The sequence below is a fragment of the Cytophaga sp. genome, assembly GCF_051961495.1.
Lineage (GTDB): Bacteria > Bacteroidota > Bacteroidia > Cytophagales > Cytophagaceae > Cytophaga.
In genome coordinates this window covers 1-3,906 of record NZ_JBQCDF010000276.1, presented here as the reverse complement: position 1 = coordinate 3,906, position 3,906 = coordinate 1, and the positions used below count along the sequence as shown (strand labels likewise).

At 48.3% G+C, this 3,906-nt stretch carries 2 protein-coding genes; one reads left to right on the top strand and one right to left on the bottom strand.

The genetic code is table 11. From position 1 onward, the window contains the following. Window positions 1-3,069 (top strand): hypothetical protein (locus ACTHJT_RS15485; RefSeq protein WP_440239837.1); only part of this gene is annotated, 3,069 nt, incomplete at its 5' end. A gap of 55 nt (window positions 3,070-3,124) precedes the next feature. On the opposite strand, the gene ACTHJT_RS15480 is transcribed toward ACTHJT_RS15485, so the two are convergent. Next, the coding region (locus ACTHJT_RS15480; RefSeq protein WP_440239835.1) for an inositol monophosphatase family protein at window positions 3,125-3,906 on the bottom strand (782 nt) is incomplete at its 5' end.

Genomic DNA, 3,906 nt, shown 5'->3' with positions numbered 1-3,906 from the left:
GTTATCAATGGAACAGCAACATTTGACAACCTGAACATGAATAATTCTGCATCTGCAGTCCGTAACTATGGAACCGTTCAGTTCTCTAACATAACGTTCAATGGAAGATTGGAAAACCATGGTCAGGCAACAGTCACATCTGACTTCAATGTAAATTCCGGAGCAACATTTATTAATACAGGAACATTTAATGCTAAACAAAGCTTCAACAATAATAAGTATGTATGTAATTCAGGTACTATTAATATTGCAGGAAATCTGAAAGATAATGGTTCTGCCGAATTTGTAAACTCCTGCAAATTGATCGTTGGCGGAGATCTGCACATTGACCAGGTCTTCCAGAACTCCGGAGCTGTGCGTGTAGCAGCAAACACCGTACTGAACAGTTCTGGTAAATTGACACTCGCTTCAAATTCAAAATGGATCACAAATAATATGATGATGAACGGAACAATTTCCGGGCCGTCACAAAACTGTGCTTCCATAACCATTACAAGTCAAACAACGATTAACAGCAGCGCGTCAGTTGCAGGCAAGGTTGATATTTGTGATGCCAATGGCATAGAAACAAATGCAGGCTCGCTTGCCGCTACGGTAACTACGGATTGCAGCTGCTCAATCAATATGACTGGCGGCTGCGGCATGAACGATGATCTGAATGTTACTTTAACTATTTGTCATAAGCCAGCCGGTGATCCTTCCAATATCCAGTCATTGATTATTCCTAAGAGCGCATTGGCAGCGCACCTGGCGCACGGTGACCACGTAGGTGGATGTACCGATGCGGACAAACCGGTAATTGTACCGCCGGTAATAACGCCGCCGGTTGAGGAAGAAAAAGTAACGATCTGCCATAAGCCGCCGGGCAACCCGACCAACGTTCAGACAATCACGGTTGCGAAGAGCGCCCTGGCAGAACACCTGGCACACGGTGACCACGTAGGTGAATGTACCGATGCAGACAAACCGGTAGTTGTACCGCCGGTAATAACGCCGCCGGTTGAGGAAGAAAAAGTAACGATCTGTCACAAGCCGCCGGGCAACCCGACCAACGTTCAGACAATCACGGTTGCGAAGAGCGCATTGGCAGCGCACCTGGCGCATGGTGACCATGTAGGCGAATGCACGGATGCAGACAAACCGGTAGTTGTACCGCCGGTAGTAACCCCGCCGGTTGAAGAAGAAAAAGTAACGATCTGCCACAAGCCGCCGGGTAACCCGACCAACGTTCAGACAATCACGGTTGCGAAGAGCGCATTGGCAGCGCACCTGGCGCACGGTGACCACGTAGGTGGATGTACCGATGCGGACAAACCGGTAGTTGTACCGCCGGTAGTAACGCCCCCGGTTGAGGAAGAGAAAGTAACGATCTGTCACAAGCCGCCGGGTAACCCTGATAATGTTCAGACGATCACGGTTGCGAAGAGCGCGTTGGCAGCACACCTGGCGCATGGTGACCATGTAGGCGAATGCACGGATGCAGACAAACCGGTAGTTGTACCGCCGGTAGTAACGCCGCCGGTTGAAGAAGAGAAAGTAACGATCTGCCACAAGCCGCCTGGCAACCCGACCAACGTTCAGACAATCACGGTTGCGAAGAGCGCATTGGCAGCACACCTGGCGCATGGTGACCATGTAGGCGAATGTACCGATGCGGACAAACCGGTAGTTGTACCGCCGGTAGTAACCCCGCCGGTTGAGGAAGAAAAAGTAACGATCTGTCACAAGCCGCCGGGCAACCCGACCAACGTTCAGACAATCACGGTTGCGAAGAGCGCGTTGGCAGCTCACCTGGCGCACGGTGATCATGTAGGTGAATGTACCGATGCGGACAAACCGGTAGTTGTGCCGCCGGTAGTAACTCCGCCGGTTGAAGAAGAAAAAGTAACGATCTGTCACAAACCTCCGGGTAACCCTGATAATGTTCAGACGATCACGGTTGCGAAGAGCGCGTTGGCAGCGCACCTGGCGCATGGTGACCATGTAGGCGAATGTACCGATACGGACAAACCGGTAGTTGTACCGCCGGTAGTAACTCCGCCGGTTGAAGAAGATAAAGTAACGATCTGTCACAAGCCGCCGGGTAACCCGACCAACGTTCAGACAATCACGGTTGCGAAGAGCGCATTGGCAGCACACCTGGCGCATGGTGACCACGTAGGCGAATGCACGGATGCGGACAAACCGGTAGTTGTGCCGCCGGTAGTAACCCCGCCGGTTGAAGAAGAAAAAGTAACGATCTGTCACAAGCCGCCGGGTAACCCTGATAATGTTCAGACGATCACGGTTGCGAAGAGCGCGTTGGCAGCGCACCTGGCGCATGGTGACCATGTAGGCGAATGTACCGATGCGGACAAACCAGTGGTTGTACCACCGGTAGTTGTTCCTCCGGTTGGTATTCCTCCGGCGGAAGATGAAAAAGTAACCATTTGTCATAAGCCACCAGGTAATCCGACAAATATTCAGACGTTGACGATTTCGAAAAGTGCATTATCAGCTCACTTAGCGCATGGTGATCATGTAGGTGAATGTACGGATGATGAAATAAATAAAATTAAAGAAGACCAATTAAAAAAACAGCAGGAAGAACAGCAAAAACAACAGCAGCAGCTTGAGCAGCAAAAACAGCAACAATTGCTTGATCAGCAGAAGCAGCAGGAAGAGCAACAGAAGCAACAGCAATTGTTAGAACAGCAAAAGCAACAACAGCTATTAGAGCAACAGCAGAAGGAAGCTGAGCAGCAAAAGCAGCAGGAGTTACTTGAACAACAGAAGCAACAACAATTGCTTGAGCAACAAAAACAGCAACAAATCCTGGAGCAGCAAAAGCAACAGCAATTATTGGAACAACAAAAGAAAGAAGCTGAGCAGAAAAAGCTGGATGAGCAGAAACAACAACAGCAACAGCAGCAGCAACAACAACAGCAGGAGGAACAGCAGGTAACAATCTGCCATAAACCTACCGATGGAGGACGTGCACAAACGATTAAAGTGCCGGCAAGTCAATTGAACAAGCACTTGTCACATGGAGATCACGTTGGAGTATGTACGCCTGAAGAAGGACAATAAAAATAGCTGGAGGAATTTGTTATGGTGAATAAGGATCAATTTACAGAATCCTTGTTCACCATAATTTTTTAAACGCGGTTATCATAGAAGAATGAATGCCTGCGGCTGCAGCGCAAACCTCTTCTGCGGTCTGGCAATGGTCTGCACCACCAGCGTAATTGGTTACAATGCCTCCGGCCTCACGTACAATTAATATGCCCGCTGCCACGTCCCAGGGTTTCAGGTTGAATTCAAAATAAGCTTCAAATCTTCCGCATGCCACATAACATAAATCAATCGCAGCACTACCCAACCGGCGGACGCCATGTGTGGTTTCAACGAAATGCCGGATCAGTGAAAAATATTGTTCAGCTTTTCCTCTTAATGAATAGGGAAAACCGGTAGCAATAAGCGCTTCATTCATGTCAGTGATTTTAGATGTTTCTATTTTTTCGCCATTCATGTAAGCTCCTCCATCCTTCCATGCATAGAAACATTCATTCCGCGACGGTTCATGTACTACACCAATTAATAATTGATCATTGTTTACCAGGGCAATACTAATGGAGAATAATGGTAATTTGTGTAGGAAGTTCGTGGTGCCATCCAGCGGATCGATCACCCAGCGCAAACCGGATTGCGCCTGTTCAATAGTACCTTCTTCGGTTTCAAAGCCTGCATCCGGTACAAGTCTTTTCAAACCTTCGATCAGTAACTTTTCGGTTTCTTTATCTACATAAGAAACCAGATCATTCGTTCTTCCTTTCTTTTCGATTCTGCTTAGCTCAAAATCCTGGAGTTCCCTTAATTGAAAATCACCGGCTTCGCGTGCAAGCTTGGTTACCTGTAAGGTAAGTT